Here is a 16,635-nt window from a genome sequence, read left to right on the forward strand (position 1 = left end):
TCACGAAGTCTCTTTGTGTCACTTTGTGTCTTTGTGGCTCTGAGAGCGTGTCTGAAAAGTAATTCCGAACGCGGCTTTGCGGCTGTTTTTTTGCCACGAAGACACGAAGGCACGAAGGCTCACGAAGTCTCTTTGTGTCACTTTGTGTCTTTGTGGCTCTGAGAGCATGTCTGAAAAGTAATTCCGAACGCGGCTTTGCGGCTGTTTTTTGCCACGAAGACACGAAGGCTCACGAAGGCTCACGAAGTCTCTTTGTGTCACTTTGTGTCTTTGTGGCTCTGAGAGCGTGTCTGAAAAGTAATTCCGAACGCGGCTTTGCGGCTGTTTTTTTGCCACGAAGACACGAAGGCACGAAGGCTCACGAAGTCTCTTTGTGTCACTTTGTGTCTTTGTGGCTCTGAGAGCGTGTCTGAAAAATGACGGACAGACCGGCTTTTAACCGCGAAACACACGAAAAAGAATACGAAACGATACGAAAACAGACGGAAAATTTCCCCGGTTCCGGTATTTTTCCGTGTGTTCCGTGTGTTTCGCGGTTAAAAAAATCGCCAGGCCCGTTTTCGGGGATATTTGTCATTTTTCAAACACGCTTTAAGAGAAGGGTCAGTTCATTCTGAAAAACCCGGGTTTCTGGCCGAGGTGGGACACCGCCCATTAAAAATCCCTTTCCCCATATCAAATTCAGTGATTTCATACCTTAAAATCAGGAATTTCCTGATTGAATTTTTATTCGTTGTATAATAGAAATATTTATATGAGCGGGTTGTACTTAAAGATGAAAGAAAGTCTGAGAATATAACTGTCCGGGCGATATTACATATTCAGATCATCCGAATATGTTGTTTTTTTTAATCTTTAAACAAGAAAGGAGGCATATTATGAAGGGAGGCATTTTTTTTACAGGCACAGGACCCATTGTTATTCTGACCACTTATGAGTCCTTTTCTGATGCTCTTTTTGTTGAGAAGCTGGCTGCTAAAGGGATCAAAAAGTACATCGCCTATGAGGTCGGTGAGGATGCGGTGAAAGAGAAATACGGAATGCATTTTAAAGTGGTGATGGGCGATCTGCGTCAGAAAGACGATTTGCGGGTTCTTGACTACGACGGACACAACATTTTCAATAAATTCTCTTTGAAAGAACTTGGAGAACCGGTTTTCTGCGAACCTTGAAACAGTGACGCACATTTTTTTAGCACCCCGAGGTGCCAAAAAGTCGCGCAGGGTGAAGCGCAATGCAATCACCGTATCAGCGGCAGCGGAACGTTGATTTACGTCGTGCTTCACTCATCTGTAACTTTTAAGAAAATGGGTTGTGTACGAAAAAAAAAACGCTGCCCTCTGTTTTCGCACCCCGCATACGCTTTTTTACAATTTGTATGCGAGGGACATCTTCCTCATCCTGCTGTAGTCAAAAAAATTAAACATCTGTAGTATCACCCTTCCACAAACAACAAAAGCTTCATGATCCTGGCTCACAGGGCTGTGTTGTTTCTGTTGATTCCTTGCAATAACAGCGTTAAGCTTCTTTTCTCAAGCAGAAGCTTGACAATAACCAAATTTTTTCATAGTATTCTTTTGGTTACAGAATATAAGTCTCCGGGAATTGTGTGTAAGAAAAGAATTTTTCCGAATCCCCCAACCCGGATAAACCGGAAACAACAAATTTCAAATAACTCCCAAATTTCAATGTCCAAATTCTTAGACATGGCTGAAAATCGGGGGCTGTATGTCTCATCACCGATATTTTTAATTTGGGGATTGGAATTTATTTGTAATTTGTAATTTAACTATTGGAATTTATCTGCTGTCAGACCAAACAGTCAGAAGAGGTTTTAAGTGTTCCCGCGAAGTTGAAGAACGGAGAAAGTCTTTATGATTAAGGCAAAAATACGCGCACAACATACCGATACAAACCTCCGTTCCTATGAACAGACCTGTAAATCGTTTTCCTGGTCTGACGTGAAAAAGATGTTCACATGGCATGGAACCGGCAAAATAAATATTGTGCATGAGGCCATTGACCGGTGGGCTGATGATCCGGCCAGACAGGGTCGGACCGCGCTGATATTTGAAAAGGCCGGAGAGGTAAGAACTTACAGTTATCTTGAACTGAAGAAAATCTCATGCCAATGGGCCAATCTTTTGCTTAAATACGGTTTCAAAACAGGGGACCGGCTTTTCATCTTTCTGCCGTCATGCCCGGAAGCCTACTTTGTCATGCTGGCCTGTGCGCGTCTGGGGGTTCTGTTTTGCCCTCTTTTTTCAACCCTCAGCTTTGATGAACTGGAAGACCGTCTTGAAAATGCAGAACCCCGCGGCATCCTGACCCATCCTGATCTTAGCGAAGATCTTCCCTGTGAGGCCATGAAGGGAGTTGAACATATTTTTCTGACACAAGGGCCTCTGCCTGGCCTGTTCCCCGGAGAAGTCCTGCTCCAAGAGCTGTCTGACAAGATGCCGGCACAGTTTTCTCCCCGATGGTTTCCGGGCAATACTCCCCTTTATCTCCTTTATACTTCCGGTTCCACAGGCCCCCCGAAAGGTGTTGTCCATGCCCATCATGATATGCTCGGCCATCTGGTAACTGCCAGATTTGTGCTTGATCTTCGGGAAGAGAGCATTCTTTGGACCGATTGTGAGCCTGCGTGGGTAACCGGTACAGTCTATGGCGCTTTCGGGCCGTGGCTTTGCGGGGCAGCCTCGGTGGTTCAGGGAGACCCGTTTTCAGCTTCCAACTGGTATCGGACATTGGAAAAACATCAGGTGTCTGTCTGGTACACGACCCCCGGAACCATCAGAAGGCTTATCGAGGCGGGAGAAGACCTGGCGGGCCGATATGATTTCTCGCATTTGCGTCATATCTCGGCCGTGGGAGACGCCATGGCACCGGAGCTTATCTATTGGATAAAAAAAAATCTGAAGCTTTCTCCTCATGATACCTGGTGGATGACTGAAACCGGCATGATCTGTCTGGCAAACTTCCCGTGTATGGATATAAAGCCAGGGTCCATGGGAAAGCCTGTCCCTGGTATTGAAGCCGCGGTAATTGATGAGAAAGGAAAACCTTTGCCTGACCTGACCATGGGAGAACTGGCGCTGAAGCTCGGATGGCCTTCCATGATGACGGACATTTGGCAGGATAAAAAACGATATCAGGAATATTTCAGCCCCGAGGGGTGGTTTTTAACCGGAGATATGGTTATAAAAGATGAAGATGGCTATTTTTATCATCAGGGTCGTATTGATGATCTCATCAAGGCCGGTGTAAAATTGATCGGTCCTTATGAAATTGAGCGGGCTCTCTACCGGCATCCTGCTGTGGGCGAGGCTGCGGTCATTTCCAGAAGCGCAAAACCAGGGGAGTCCTTTCTGAAGGCATTTATCACTACAAATAAGGGCTTTTCTCCTTCTGCCCGGCTGAATCGGGAAATCAGAGCGTTTGTAAAAGCCAACCTGTCTTCCGACATCGCACTGAGGGAAATTGCCTTTCTGGAGGAAATCCCCAAGACCCGGTCCGGCAAACTGCTTCGCCGGGTTCTGAGAGCCAGGGAACTGGGGCTGCCTGTTGGCGACCCACTGAAAATGAAGTAAAAATTAAAAATTGAGAATTGAGAGTTGAGAATGAAGGGACAATTATCTGCCTTTTGACTTCTCACTTCTTAATTCTCATTTTTCACTTCTCTCTTTCTTCACTTCTAAACAAAAGGAGGTTGCGATGATAATTGACCAAGGAGAACTTCTGCAGGGAACAACAATGGTTTTCATGAAGGAATTCATGGAACTCACAGTGAGAGAATCTCACAACGCAGGAGATTTTATCTTTCACGAGGGCGATCAGGCGACTCAGTTTTACACCCTGATTAAGGGAAATGTGAAATTGAATGTTGGTGAGACCGGTCAGAAGGTTTATATTGTCAGCAGGTCAGGAGAAGCTTTTGGCTGGTCAAGTGTTGTGGGCAGAGATGTTTATTCCGCAGCAGCGGAATGTATGGAACCGACAAGTCTGCTCAGAATTGACAGGGGAGATCTCCAACATCTCCTGGAAAAATACCCCGACTGCGGGCTGGTGTTCTATAAAAGCCTTTCAGAGGTTTTAGGAAAGCGCCTGCTTCAGTGCTACGAGATAATTTCTACTTTTTCCTAAGCAAAAATTTCTCTGCCACTCCGAGGCGGGGGACAAGCCTGACACTTTCGGGCTGAGTCACAGATTATAACAGTATGCTTTTATCAGACGAAATCCAAAAATGTATAATACATTTACTTTTTTTTATCGGGGCAAGGATATCAGACCGTATCTGTTCATAGTCTGACTGACTTGCCTCGCCTGTCACATTGTCTTACCAGGCTTTTCTCAGTGTCAGCCCAGATCGAAAATACGGAAAAAAACTGCTCCGGAGTGCGAAAAACATTTTCCGCAACAACTCCGGAAAATAAATTTCAGACACCGAATTTAATGCTTTTCCATATAACAGTCATCACTCGGCAATCACAACGAAATATGAAAGTAAGTACCTGTCAAAATTTTTTATATATCTTTTTTCTGCGAACGGCGGAGAAACCCGGCTTTTTCCTTTGTCGGAGACGCATCATTCCGGAAAAAAAGCCGGGTTTCTTTCCGGACAAATATAAAAAACTTTTTGCTCAGGTACTTATCACTCGATAGACAAGTTTCTTTCTGTCATTCCGTTCGACTGAACTCACGCCGAAGCCTATGAAAGCAGGCATCTGTTTTTGGACGATGCCGCGCTTCCGGAGACCGTGGATTCCTGCTTTCGCAGGAATGACAAAAAATTTGATTATCGAATAACACCTAACACTTAACACCTAACACCTAACACCTAACACCTAACACCTAACACTTAACACCTAACACCTAGCACCTAACACCTAACACTTATAATTATGGAATATCAAGATTCGGATGTTTTATTATTTTACGGCATAATCATCGTTTTTGTTATCATATATTTTGTCAGGAATAAACGCTCAAAGCCAGAAACCACCAGAAAAGCTGAGACCGGCAGTCAGCCTGATTATCATCGTACTCCGGAATACCCGGTCGGCGTTCGAAACGCTGCTAACGCAGCCGGGGGAGAAATTAAAGGTATTTTTGTTGTTGTCACCTCGTCCGAACCCCAGACCCAGTTGGTTGCGATGTCATTATCATCCCAGACCCTGAACAAAGGAAAATATGTGCGGGTTCTCTTATGCGGTCCAGGAGGGGATATTGCCCTTAAAAATGGAAAAGAGGTCATACTGAAACCAATAGACAAGTCGCCGCAGATGATCCTGAAAGGTCTGATCAAAAGCGGTGTCACTGTTGAAGTATGCCCGTTTTATCTGGCAAACAAGGAGGGGGCTTCAGAGTCAGATCTTATCGAAGGAATCAAAAAAGCGGACCCTCCTCTTGTTGCGGACGGGCTGCTCGAACCCGGGGTTAAGCTCTTTACCTTCTGACATCTCTCATAAGTACCAGACCATAAGTTTTTTGATGTTTGCCGGAAAGGAAACCCGGCTTTTTTCCGGGGATAATGTTCTCTCCTTAGCGGGAAAAAGCCGGGTTTCTCTGCCGCCCCGGAACATTCAGTAAGGCGGAGATATTTGCCCGGAAAAGAAACCCGGCTTTTTTCCGGGGATAATGTTCTTTCCTTAGCGGGAAAAAGCCGGGTTTCTCCGCCGCCCCGGAACATTCAGTAAAGCGGAGATATTGAGGAGGCCCCGGGGGAATCGGGTAACTACAACATTTATTTTAAGCCTGTCGAAACAGTTCGTTGAGCCTGTCGAAACAGTTCGTTGAGCCTGTCGAAACAGTTCGTTGAGCCTGTCGAAACAGTTCGTTGAGCCTGTCGAAACAGTTCGTTGAGCCTGTCGAAACAGTTCGTTGAGCCTGTCGAAACAGTTCGTTGAGCCTGTCGAAACAGTTCGTTGAGCCTGTCGAAACAGTTCGTTGAGCCTGTCGAAACAGTTCGTTGAGCCTGTCGAAACAGTTCGTTGAGCCTGTCGAAACGGGCAATTTTCCCCTTCGACAAGCTCAGGGGGCTTAAATGGCAACATACCCGGGCGGCCCCGCGCCCTGCGGACCAAACAGAACCCCAAATCACAGAAAGGAGGACATCTATGTCAGATGATGCTGTTAAGTTTTTTATTTCAAAGTTCCGAGGCTTGCTGGATAATGTACCTGAACTTCCAACATATTACCGACCCAGGCCCTATAAGAACGCGGCTGTGCAGTTTAAGATATCTACGCCTGAGGACTTTGAAGAGAGAAGGAGAATTGTTGAAAAAACAGGGCTGAATGTCTTTTTCTTCCCTGCTCACCATATTCCCGGATGCGATTTGCTGTCTGATTCCGGCACGACCACCATGACCATGACACAATGGTCCCAATTGCTCTTAGGAGATGAAGCTTACGGATCAAACGAAGGGTTTTTCCATCTCAAGACGCAGATGGTGGAAACATTCGGCCCTTCCTGGAATCAGACCCGAGAACATACTGAAACCCTTTTTCTCTTTCACCAGGGCCGGGCCGCGGAAAACGCCCTGTTCAGCGTTTTTTCCCGCATGCTGCATAAAGGTGGCAGCGTTTCACCGCTGTTTTCTGATTCGCTTGAGTCCTCTCTCAGAAACACAATAGAAGAGAAACTCAGTGCGTTTCCGCCATCGGAAAGGCCATATTTTATCATCCCCAGCAATTCCCATTTTGATACCACCGAAGCCAACATCGGAAACAACAACATTCTCCCTCTGAACCTGCCATGCAATGAACATGTTCATAATGATGAGGCCTTTTCGTTCAGGGGAAACATGAACACAAACGCGCTGAGGAATCTGCTGGAAAATGAGCATCACCGGGTTCCGCTCATTTACCTCACCATTACGAACAACACCGGGGGAGGGCAGCCCGCATCCATGAGCAATATAAAGGAAGTGAGTGAAATTGCGGGTGAGTATGACATTCCTTTTTTCCTTGATGCGTGCAGATTTGCCGAAAATGCCTGGTTTGTCCAGCAAAAAGAGAGTCAATACCAAAACAAAAGCATTCAGGATATTGTTTGGGAGATGTTTGAATATGCAGACGGATTTCATATCAGTTTCAAAAAAGACGGACTGGTCAATATCGGCGGGGCCTTGGTGATCAAGGAAGGGGGGCGCATGGCTCGGAAACACCCTGATCTTCAGAACAGGCTCACGGATTATCAGATTTTGACCGAAGGCCATCCCACCTATGGCGGCATGGCAGGAAGAGATTTAAAAGGGCTTGTCCAGGGCCTGAAGACAGTGGTTAATCAGAAATATCTGGATCACCGGATCCGGCGGGTGGAGAAGTTCGGCAGAAAACTGGAAGCGTATCATATCCCGGTGATAAAGCCAGTGGGAGGACACGCTGTTTACATGAATATGGACAGGTTTTTTGAAGGAACCGAGACCAAAGATCATGAGTTCAAAGGCATTGCATTTACCGCGCTGATGCTGATTGCCGGGCACCGTCTTTGCGAGCTGGGCGTTTATGCGTTCGGCAAATATAAAAACGGAAAAGAATATCCTCCGGATCCGAGGGTCAATTTTGTCAGAGGGGCAGTGCCGCGGCTGATGTATGAGGACCAGGATCTGTTTTCAGCAGCAGAAGCTGCGAAGGTCCTTTATGACAACAGAGACAGGATTCCAGGGGTGGAGGTCGTGTATGGAAGAGACCTGACGCTGAGGCATTTTAAGAGCAGGTTCAGATTTAAGATTTAAGCCCCGGAATCAGTTCCGGGACAGGGTTTCGTATAACTCGATGATTAAGTTTTTTTGTCATGCTTATGAAAGCAGGAATGACAGACTTTTTGTCCGAACCAGGTCAAAAAATTTGATCATCGAGTATCAGCAGATCGAAAAGTTTTCGGACTGTCGCGGGACAGACACGGCGAACGGGGGAGAAACCCGGCTTTTTCCGGCGGGGGGAGCCTTCTGTCCGGGGAAAAAAAGCCGGGTTTCTCTGCCATGCCGCACACAGTCCGGAAACTCTTCGATCTACTGAGTATAATAAACGCTCATGAAAAAGCCGGGTTTTTCGCACCCGGTTATGAAAATATTTTCAGATAAAAAACCCGGGTTTTCAAAATGTATTTTCACGGTAAAGAAAGAAGTCATCATCATGGAAGAATTATTTGAACTCAGAACCTGCCTCGAGCAGGGACGTTACAACGATGCAATGGCCCTGATAGGGGAAATGGAAAATATGAGCAAAGATGATAAAATCAGCAAAGTTGAAAGTTTCACCATCGTTCTCCTGGTTCATCTCATCAAAAAAGAAGCGGAAAAACGGACAACCCGCTCCCGGGAACTTTCGATCAGAAACGCTCTCCGTGAAATCAGCCGTGTGAACAAACGCAGAAAATCCGGAGGGTATTATCTGAAAGAGGAAGAACTGAGAGAAACGGTTCATGAGGCTTATGAAGACGCACTGGACAATGCCGCGCTCGAAGCCTTTGAGGGTCGCTATTCCGAATCGGAACTTGCCGAAATAGTGGACGAGGAAAAGATCAGAAAAGAGGCGTTGCAACTGATATTGGAAAGACAGATAAAAGGGAAATGAAGATGAGAGAAGCTGTTTGCAGAGCTATGACAGGAAAACCATCATAAAAGCTATCAGACTCCGAGCGTAGTCGTGGAAGCCGGAGATCATGCCCCCCTTTGTCCGAACCCTGATGAAAGGATGAAAAGATTTTCAGGATTTCGGTTCTGCTAGTTCTGCCAGGATTGCAGAAGCTTCGGAAGTCTGGCAAAAATCCTGAAAATCCGCCAATCAAGTGAATCAGGAGTTGAAAAATTGTCCAAACATGATGAAAAAATTCAGATGATTGCCATGACGAAACCGAACGGTCTTTTATTTTTAATAGAATTTTCATAACGATCTAATAATAATTTAACAATTAACTATGATAAATAAGAATGAACAGATTTGTTGCCATGAGACATCGGAATTTTCGGATGCCGTGGTGGATCACATTGTAATTTTTGAAACAATTGTCTGAACCATGATTAAAGAAATTAACGGATTGACAGAATTAACTTATTGTTTTTTATAACTGAAAGTTAATCATGCTCAACAAACAGGAGGTTGTGATTGCAGCATACGACGACGAACACAAGTCTTATCGAAAGGCAGCATACTGGCTTTAAAGGTGAATTTTATTCAGATATTATCTTAACGGCACTTTCTCCCAAGTGTTTGGACAAATTGGAATATTCAATTGGCAGACAGAATGTGGCTTTTCTTTCTGCCCAGATATCCGATTTTTATTCTCTGGTCGGTGAATACGGAACAACAGCCGGATTTCATCTTCTTAAATACTTGGAAGAGGAGATCATTAACTGTTTTCATCAGTATTTTCCGGATGGTGATATAATTTTCATCGAACGAACAAAGCTGGATGAAACGATTATCTGTTTTTATTTGCCGGATACTTATGTCTTTAAATTGCGAGACCAGGCACTTTCTGTGCGTTCAGATATATCGAGAAACTTAAATGACAGGATTTCTTCATATATAACAGGGCAGCACGCGAATGTTCTTGTGGGCTATGCACTGATCAGTAAAAATCAGAAAGGGGGGTTTTATGAAACCCTGTTCAGAGCATTTTGTGAGTTACAAACTTCGGCAAATGATAAGGAATATGAACTCGGACTTCGGAATTATTTCTTTGAAATTCTTGAAAATCCGGGCCTGAAATCAGTCTATCAGCCGATTGTCAATCTCAGAAACGGAAAGATATTAGGCTGGGAAGCCTTTGTGAGGGGGCCTGAAAAAGGACATTTTTATCAGCCTGCCACGCTTTTTAATTATGCGGCAGAAATCGGAAAGATTTATCTTTTGGATAAAAAATGCCGTGAACACGCGATAAAAAATTTCGGTTCCTCAGCATCCGATCATATCCTTTTTATGAATATCCGCACGGAATCCCTGAATGATCCGGATTTTATCGGGGGATTTACGCGAAATTATATACGGCACTATGGTCTGAAGCCGGAAAATATTGTGTTTGAGTTTTCCGAAGAACACGGAATCAGGAATTACAGTCTGCTGCTCAGAAATCTTGAGTATTACAGAAAAGAGGGTTTTCAGGTTGCCATTGATGACGCGGGTCGTTCCACACCGCAGTTCGTGTCCGAGGTCAGACCGGATTACATAAAAATCGGCACATCATTGGTTCGGGGAATCGGTTATCACCCGGTAAAAAAAGCCATGGCAGAAGGATTTATAAGCCTTTCGGAAAAAATCGGCGCGCGGGTGATTGCCGTGGGCATTGAGACGGCAACGGAACTCAGCACCCTCGCTTCAATGGGACTGAAATTCGGACAGGGATATTATCTTGCAAAGCCCGAGTTCCCAAAGCCTTCCGAGTCTGTTGTTATCCCATATGAAATATCATTTCAGGATGAAAAAAACGCAGAGATGAGGACACTCATTCCCATCAGAAAGCTTGTCAGGAAAGCAATCCGGGTTCCCCCTGATATCCGAGTGGCCGAGGTCAAAGAGATGCTGAGGGATCAGCCTTCTTTATGCAGCGTGGTGGTTGCGGAGGGCAAAAAACCGAAAGGTCTTCTCATGAGTCATCATCTGGATCGTCAGCTCGGAACGCTTTACGGGGTATCCCTTTTCTTTCATCGCAAAATATCCCTTCTGATGGACAGCGAACCCTTTATCGCTGACGCAAATCAGCCTTTAGGTGAAGTGGCAAAGGCAGCCATGAACCGGGAGGCTTCTAAAATCTATGATGATATTATCGTGACCCGTGATGATGAGGTAATCGGCACAGTGTCGGTCCAGAAGATGATGGAGACCCTGGCAAAAATTGAAATCCGCGCCAGAGAAGCAGCAGAAGCCGCGACCCGGGCCAAGAGTGAATTTCTGGCAAATATGAGTCATGACATCCGAACACCGATGAATGCCATCTTAGGCATGGCTGATATGCTTTGGGAATCCCCGCTGAACCAAGAACAACGCAAGTGTGTCAGTGTGTTCCGCAATGCAGGGGAAAGTCTCCTGGAACTGATCAATGATATTCTGGACCTCTCCAAAGTGGAAGCCGGACAAATCGAACTGGAGGAGATTTCTTTCAATCTTCGGGACCTGGTTGAAAAGACCTGTGAGGTGATAGCAATCAAAGCACATGAAAAAGGAATCGAACTGGTCTGTCATCCTGATCCGCAACTCCCTTGTTCCGTGATAGGAGATCCTGCCCGGGTGCGCCGCATCCTATCCAATTTAATCGGAAATGCCGTCAAATTTACGAACAAAGGAGAGATCATTGTGAGGATTCGGAAGGCGGAGTATATTTCAAAAGACAGAGCGGTTCTCATTCAATTTTCAGTGAGTGACACAGGGATCGGAATCCCCAAAAGAAAACAGCAGGAGATTTTTGAGACATTCACCCAGGCACATTCTTCCACTTCACGGGAATACGGAGGAACCGGTCTGGGACTGGCGATTTGCAGGCATCTTGCAGGGTTAATGCGAGGAAAAATATGGGTCAGAAGCGAATCCGGGAACGGTAGCACTTTTTATTTTACAGCGAGATTTGCCTTACAAGAAAACACAAAGTCCGAGATAACAGACAGAAAACTGAAAGGGGTTTCTTTTCTGGTGGCAGATGACAACAGGGCGAGCCGGGACATTTTAGAGGAGACACTGAACCAATGGGGCGCGAATGTGTCACTGTGTGAAAGCGGTGAAAACTGTCTGGAGAGAATGGCTCAGGCTGCAAATCCTTTCCAAGTGATCCTTCTGGACAGCCGGATGCCGGATACAGACGGATTTGAAATAGCAAAGAAGATCAAAGCGCGGTTTCCGGATCAGATTGCTCAGGTGGTGATGATGCTGACTGCGGAAAAGGTGAGTGAGGATATCACCAGGGCCAAAAACATGGGAATTGCGTATTATATTGTCAAGCCGATTAAGCATCAGGAATTCAGAGATGTTATCCGTGCGATGCTGGGCAGGGATTTGGAAAAGGAATATGTTCCCGAGGCTGAGACTCACACCCGGGAAGAGGTGTCACCGATGCGGATATTGTTGGCCGAGGATAATCAGAACAACCGGATTCTTTTTTCCTTTTACCTGAAAGATACAGTCCACGAAGTTGATATGGCGGAAAACGGCAAAGTCTGTGTTGATAAATATGTTCGAGGTCGTTATGATATTATTTTTATGGATATTGACATGCCGGTGATGGACGGCTATAAGGCCACAGATGCCATCAGAAACTGGGAACTGAAGAATAACAGACCTCGGATTCCCATCATCGCGCTCACTGCCCACGCGCTCAAAGGCAAAAAACAGGAAAGCCTGGACGCGGGATGTACGGAACATATGACAAAGCCGTTCAAGAAGCAGGAATTATCAGAAGTATTGAGAAAATATTCAAGATGGGTTACGAAAAACCAACATGAGGAATCTCCTCAATATGAAAATAAGTTGCCTGTCTGCTCTGAGGATTCCCAAGTGCGGAATGAGAAAAAAATTGCCTATGTTAATTCGGAAATCAGAGAACTGATTCCGATATTTTTTGAAACAAACAGACAAGAAATCAGAGAATTGCAGAATGCGGTGGCAAAAAGAGATTATAAAATGATACAACGTATCGGACACCGGCTTAAAGGAGCATCACTATGCTATGGTTTCGAGGAAATGGGGGATATCAGTCTGCGAATCGAAAACGCAGGCAGAGAAAAGAAGAACATCGAACATATCCGGCCCATTGTGGCTGAACTTATCTCCTACACAGATCATGTGGAAGTCATATATAACGATCATGATTCAGAGGTTGCCCCAACACATGAAAGTTTCGGGGTCTTTCCTAACCCCTAACCCCTAACACCTGACACTTAACACCCCTAACACCTGACCCCTAACACTTAACACCCCTAACACCTAACACCCCTAACACCTAACACCTAACACCTAACACTTAACACCCCTAACCCCTAACACTTAACACCCCTAACACCTAACACTTAACACCCCTAACACCTAACACCTAACACCCCTAACACCTAACACCTAACACCCTTTATTTATCAACAGTTTATCCACCACAGCTAATAACTGGGCAGGTCTGAAGGGTTTGGTGATCCATCCGTCCGCACCTGCGGCTTTGGCTTTCTGCTTTATCAGTGTGTCAGATTTTGCGGTTAGTATGAGGATAGGCAGGGATTGATATCCGGAGATGGCCCGAACATTCCTGATCAGTTCGATTCCGTTCATGCCCGGCATATCCAGATCCGTAATCAGCATATCCGTATGTGTGTCTCTGATCTTTTTCAGGGCTTCGCTTCCATTCCGGGCTTCTGTAACTTCATAGTTTGCCTGTTTCAAGGAGAAGCGGATCATCTGTCTTACACTTTCTGAGTCATCAGCCACTATAATTTTTCTGCTCATCTGATTTACCGATCCTTTTTTCTTAATAATTTTTTAACCGAAGAATTATCAACTGCACAAACATTGAAATTTGTGGGTGAATCTACCAAAGCTCGCAACAAGATGTTCCGAGCGCCGACAATATCTCTGTCCGCCATTGACCCATCTGTCAGTCTGATCCATTTTGCCCCGCCTATGTTCCTGATTTCGCCTGTCTGCGGATGTGTCTTGCTTGTGTACGCTTCGCAGCAGTCAAGAACAGTTCTGCCAGTCTGAAAGGCTTTCCATTTCAAAATCTGTTTGAATTTGTAATGTGAGAAGGTGAGCATCATTCTGACTGTCTTCTTTCGGATTTTTCTACCCGCTCTTGCTGTCATCCGGCTTGTCTCAAAAGTGGGCAAAAGAATCACTCCGAAATTATCCGTAAGAAACTTGGCGGTCTTAAAATGAAGTTCGCTGATCAAATGTCTGATTTTCCCACGCATCTTTTTGGAGGCTTTCGTAAGGGACCTGCGTTTCTGTTTGTTTTTGCATTTGTCCCTTTTTGAAAGCAGATTGTCCAAATGATGGCAAAGTCTCCGGATGCGTGAAAAATCTCCCTGTCCTATGTTGCCTGAGAAATCAGGTGAATAAAAAGTGATGAATGACCGCACCCCCGGGTCAAGGGCGACTACCGAATCTTGGTTCTCGACTTCTCGTAGTTTCATTGTGTGGGGCACCGCCACCCACCACTTTTCATGACGCCATATCAGGCGTGAATCTTTGAAGTTCTCCGGCAAGGCTTCATGAAAAAACAGACCCTTGCCGGAGATCGTCGGATAGATGCCTGTCTCTTTTATCGCTGTCTTGGGAATGAAACATGACTGCTCAGGATTTTTCAAAGCTCTGAACTTGGGATGTCCTTTCGCCTTGAAGAAAGCCTGACGCGCCTCCTTGACGGCAATGCCTTTCACCTGATAAGGAACATCGTCGCACCACTCCGGCAAAATTTTCAAAAGGTCTTTTTTAATGTCCATCCATGAAGGCGTGAATCCTATGCAAGTTCTGATGTAATCAATTGTCTGATTGAAGACATAACGTGAAACGTCCGTCCAATGCTTAAACGTCCTTTTTTGTCCCCTTGTCGGAGAAAGTCTTATCAATTTCGTCTTTGTAACGTCGGAAACCGTGCATTTTGCAAGAGAAGACATGCAAAATGGTGAGTAAATCTTGAACAAGCTCCTGTTCCGGTGAGAGATCAGATTCCTTGAGAACCACGACTTCTCCACCGCCGTTCTCAACAATCCATCTGACAAGCTCAAAGCCGAATCTTGCAAGTCTGTCCTTTGTCTGTTCACACTTCACTGTGTTTACAACTTGTCTCGGAACAATTCGCAAACTTATTCTGCAACTCGGAAAAAGTGTGAACTGGTATCCATTCACAAATCAGCATGTATCCATTCAGGGTTGCGTTCCCAGAGACCTGTAACAAAAGGGGGAATCATAAAAAACATCGCGACATAAACCACAGCACTCCAACCGCCATGTTTGTAAGCAAATCCTGACACGGTGATTCCGAACCATCCGCCTATGTAATAAAACAGCGTGTATAATGCGTTGGCCCGCCCCTGTCCTTCGGAGAGTTTGCGATTCAGAGAACCGATTGCCGCGGCATGAACAGTGAAAAAACCTATGCAGATGCCCAAAAGACCGGATACAACACCGGGAACCGAAGGCACCAGAAGAAGTGCCAGTGAAAGCCCTAAAAAAAAAGTGCCTCCGAGCAACGTATTACCCGTTCCGAAACGATTACCGATCTGACCGGCCACGGGTCCCATAAAAATACCGATAACATAAACAAAATACATCAGGGTTGTCATTTTTGTTGTAAAATCAAACGGCGGTCTGCTCAGTCTGAAAGGCAGATAGTTAAAAACAGATGAAAAAATAAAAAGACTTCCTGCCGCACAAAAATATATACGCAATAAATCCCAACGCCTCAGCAACTCCCCGAAAGGTGTTGAATTCTTCTGCTGTAAAAGAGTATCATCGGCACTGCCCCGCGGCAGTCCCCGGAACGCGATAAATGCCGTGATGAGCGTAAATACGGACGCAGATACAAAAGCATATCGCCAGTGCAATGGCGGATGAATCCATCCGCCGAGCAGGCGGCCGCCAAGTCCGCCAAGCACTGTCGCGGATATATAAGAACCCATGACCACATTCAGTCTTTCCCGGGGAAGGGTTTTTGCCAGATAGGCCGCAAGGGCGGTTGTCAGTGCGGGAATAAATATCCCCTGGAAAAAACGGGCTGCGATTAACATCCCGAAATTTTCTGTCACCGCACAAATCAGCCCCCCGAGCGCAACGGAGACGCCGCCGGTAAGTATAATGGGATGGATAGGCAATCTGTCTGACAGAGAGCCAAAGAATAAAATAGATACAGCGATGCCGAAAATGACAGCAGAGACACTGAAAGAAACCTGCACCATATCTGCTGTGAATTCATGTTGCAACACCGGCAATATCGGCTGAGTGATATAAATATTCGTAAACGCAGCGGATACCAATGCAAAAACAATGAACTGAAGATGAAAATCAGATTTTGTCATTTTTATTTGTGGTCAGATTAGAAATTTAAATTCGGCAGAGACAAGACATGCCTTGTCTCTGCGAGTGTACCCGTGTACCGGTTGAGCCGGTTTTTAAAAAAGTGCCTGTGAAAACATTTCAATCTTCTGAATTAAAAAATAATCAGAAGAGGCTAATATAAAAAGGCAGAATCAGAAGAGATTCTGCCTTGTCAGCAATGGCTGAAAGCTGAGACATAAATTAATCCAGAGAAAAAATAATCTTTCCGTCTTTAAGACTTGCTCCCAAATTTTTCAGCGGCTCCTTAGCCGGTCCTCCCAGAACATTTCCTTCCAGATCAAAGGCCGACCGATGGCAGGGACATTCAATGCGTTTTGTTTCTTTGTTATAGGCGGTCTCGCATCCCTTATGGGTGCAGGTCAGATCAAAGGCACGGATGGTTGTTTCGGAATCTCGAAAGAACAGAATCGGTTTCTTTTTAATTTTAAGGGTCTTTATCCCCCCCACCTCTTTCAGCGCCTTTATTTTTTCAAGTTTGATGGAAAGCGGTTTGGCATAAAGCAGACGAGATGGAAAAGCAATCAGCACGCTTGAAATAATTCCAAGCAGTTTCAAAAAGTTTCGACGGCTAAACATGGGGAACCTCCTTTTTTAGATGTT

Annotated in this window: 13 protein-coding genes; 8 read left to right on the forward strand and 5 right to left on the reverse strand. The window is 45.3% G+C overall.

Going from position 1 to position 16,635, the window contains the following annotated elements:
- The first annotated feature begins 134 nt into the window (after positions 1-134).
- The 8 genes from dnm_RS26185 to dnm_RS26220 all read left to right on the forward strand — a co-directional run bounded on the left by dnm_RS26185 (position 135) and on the right by dnm_RS26220 (position 12,855).
- On the forward strand, positions 135-401 hold the full coding sequence (locus dnm_RS26185; RefSeq protein ID WP_207679834.1) for a hypothetical protein: 267 nt from the start codon (positions 135-137) through the stop codon (positions 399-401).
- Positions 402-878: 477 nt separating this feature from the next.
- Positions 879-1,172 (forward strand): hypothetical protein, encoded by a 294-nt coding sequence (locus tag dnm_RS26190; protein WP_207679835.1) that lies wholly within the window; start codon positions 879-881, stop codon positions 1,170-1,172.
- A 702-nt stretch (positions 1,173-1,874) separates the two neighbouring features.
- The gene (locus dnm_RS26195; RefSeq protein ID WP_207679836.1) at positions 1,875-3,593 is read left to right on the forward strand and encodes an AMP-binding protein; all 1,719 of its coding nucleotides are present in this window, start codon (positions 1,875-1,877) and stop codon (positions 3,591-3,593) included.
- A 124-nt stretch (positions 3,594-3,717) separates the two neighbouring features.
- Positions 3,718-4,146, forward strand: a complete 429-nt coding sequence (locus dnm_RS26200) for a Crp/Fnr family transcriptional regulator (protein ID WP_207679837.1) — start codon at positions 3,718-3,720, stop codon at positions 4,144-4,146.
- A gap of 758 nt (positions 4,147-4,904) precedes the next feature.
- Positions 4,905-5,459 (forward strand): DsrE family protein, encoded by a 555-nt coding sequence (locus dnm_RS26205; protein WP_207679838.1) that lies wholly within the window; start codon positions 4,905-4,907, stop codon positions 5,457-5,459.
- Positions 5,460-6,119: 660 nt separating this feature from the next.
- The gene (locus dnm_RS26210) at positions 6,120-7,739 is read left to right on the forward strand and encodes a tryptophanase (RefSeq protein ID WP_207679839.1); all 1,620 of its coding nucleotides are present in this window, start codon (positions 6,120-6,122) and stop codon (positions 7,737-7,739) included.
- A 328-nt stretch (positions 7,740-8,067) separates the two neighbouring features.
- The gene (locus tag dnm_RS26215) at positions 8,068-8,580 is read left to right on the forward strand and encodes a DUF29 family protein (protein ID WP_207679840.1); all 513 of its coding nucleotides are present in this window, start codon (positions 8,068-8,070) and stop codon (positions 8,578-8,580) included.
- A gap of 531 nt (positions 8,581-9,111) precedes the next feature.
- Positions 9,112-12,855: a response regulator gene (locus dnm_RS26220; protein ID WP_207679841.1), complete on the forward strand. Its 3,744-nt coding sequence runs from the start codon at positions 9,112-9,114 to the stop codon at positions 12,853-12,855.
- A gap of 192 nt (positions 12,856-13,047) precedes the next feature.
- Here the strand turns inward: dnm_RS26220 and dnm_RS26225 are convergent, their stop codons facing one another.
- The 5 genes from dnm_RS26225 to dnm_RS26245 all read right to left on the reverse strand — a co-directional run bounded on the left by dnm_RS26225 (position 13,048) and on the right by dnm_RS26245 (position 16,611).
- On the reverse strand, positions 13,048-13,425 hold the full coding sequence (locus dnm_RS26225; RefSeq protein WP_207679842.1) for a response regulator: 378 nt from the start codon (positions 13,423-13,425) through the stop codon (positions 13,048-13,050).
- A gap of 5 nt (positions 13,426-13,430) precedes the next feature.
- The gene (locus dnm_RS26230) at positions 13,431-14,594 is read right to left on the reverse strand and encodes an RNA-guided endonuclease InsQ/TnpB family protein (RefSeq protein WP_246556403.1); all 1,164 of its coding nucleotides are present in this window, start codon (positions 14,592-14,594) and stop codon (positions 13,431-13,433) included.
- Positions 14,503-14,748 (reverse strand): recombinase family protein, encoded by a 246-nt coding sequence (locus tag dnm_RS26235; protein WP_207679844.1) that lies wholly within the window; start codon positions 14,746-14,748, stop codon positions 14,503-14,505. Before dnm_RS26235 ends, dnm_RS26230 begins: the two co-directional genes overlap by 92 nt.
- 74 nt (positions 14,749-14,822) lie before the next feature.
- Entirely contained in the window at positions 14,823-15,995 is a 1,173-nt protein-coding gene (locus tag dnm_RS26240) for an MFS transporter (protein ID WP_246556096.1), read from the reverse strand.
- 220 nt (positions 15,996-16,215) lie between these two features.
- On the reverse strand, positions 16,216-16,611 hold the full coding sequence (locus dnm_RS26245; protein ID WP_207679845.1) for a QcrA and Rieske domain-containing protein: 396 nt from the start codon (positions 16,609-16,611) through the stop codon (positions 16,216-16,218).
- Positions 16,612-16,635: the final 24 nt, after the last annotated feature.

Source organism: Desulfonema magnum, from assembly GCF_017377395.1.
Taxonomy (GTDB): domain Bacteria; phylum Desulfobacterota; class Desulfobacteria; order Desulfobacterales; family 4be13; genus Desulfonema_C; species Desulfonema_C magnum.